This window comes from Ruegeria sp. AM9 (assembly GCF_056540565.1).
Window position 1 is genome coordinate 1 of sequence record NZ_JBQFWY010000037.1, and the last position, 1367, is coordinate 1367.

Sequence of the window (1367 nt, forward strand, 5' to 3'; positions counted from 1 at the left end):
GTCAGCACCATCATCACCGTCACGCTGGCCTTCTGGTTCGCCTATGCGCTGAACCGCAGCTGCATGCGCTTCAAGGGTGTGTTCCGGCTGGTCGCCATGGCCCCGATCCTGGTGCCGTCGCTGCTGCCCGGTATCGCGCTGGTCTATCTGTTCGGCAATCAGGGGATGCTGAAAGAGCTGCTGTTCGGCGCCAGTATCTACGGGCCCATAGGGATCGTGATCGGCTCGGTCTTCTTCACCTTTCCCCATGCGTTCCTGATCATCTCGACGGCGCTGGCAATCTCGGACGCGCGTCTTTACGAGGCCGCCTCCAGCCTGCGCTCGACCCCGTGGCGCACCTTCTGGACGGTGACCATTCCGGGCGCGCGCTATGGCCTGATCTCGGCGGCGTTTGTGGTGTTCAACCTGGTGATCACCGATTTTGGCCTGCCCAAGGTGATCGGCGGTCAGTTCAACGTTCTGGCGGTGGACATCTACAAGCAGGTGATCGGCCAGCAGAACTTTGAGATGGGCGCGGTGGTGTCGGTTGTTCTGGTGGTTCCGGCGATCCTGGCCTTTGCCATCGACCGTCTGGTGCAGTCGAAACAGGTGGCGCTGCTGTCGGCACGCTCGGTGCCGTATCAGCCCAGCCCGAACCCGAAAACCGACCGTATCATGCTGATCTATTGCAGCCTGGTTGCGCTGTTCATCGTGGGTCTTCTGGCGGTCTGCCAGTTCGCCGCGCTGATCAAGTTCTGGCCCTATGACCTGAGCCTGAGCCTGAACAACTATCAGTTCGACAGGATGGATGGCGGCGGCTGGGGGTCCTATTTCAACTCGATCAAGATGGCGCTGCTGACCGCGGTGATCGGCACCTCGATCGTGTTCTTCGGGGCTTATCTGGTTGAAAAGTCGAACGGGTTCAAAACCGGCCGCGCATTGTTCCAGATGTTTGCCATGCTGCCCATGGCGATCCCCGGAATGGTGCTGGGCCTGGCCTATATCTTCTTCTTCAACAACCCCTCGAACCCGCTGAATGCGATCTACGGCACCATGGCCATTCTGGTGATCTGCTCGGTGACCCACTTCTATACCGTGTCGCACCTGACCGCGGTGACCGCGCTCAAGCAGATGGATACCGAGTTCGAATCGGTCTCGGCCTCGCTCAAGCAGCCGACCATGAAGCTGTTCGCGCGGGTGACGGTGCCGGTCTGCCTGCCGGCGGTGCTGGACATCTCGATCTACCTGTTCGTCAACGCGATGACGACGGTGTCGGCGGTGGTGTTCCTGTATTCGCCGAAAACAACACTGGCCTCGATCGCGGTGCTGAACATGGACGATGCAGGCGATATCGCACCGGCAGCGGCAATGGGAATGATGATCTTCTA

Annotated in this window: 1 protein-coding gene; it reads left to right on the forward strand. The window is 60.1% G+C overall.

Annotated features, from left to right (window positions below):
- Positions 1–1367: putative 2-aminoethylphosphonate ABC transporter permease subunit (locus ACR0DO_RS19450; protein WP_480561087.1), on the forward strand; the 1367-nt coding region annotated here is incomplete at both ends.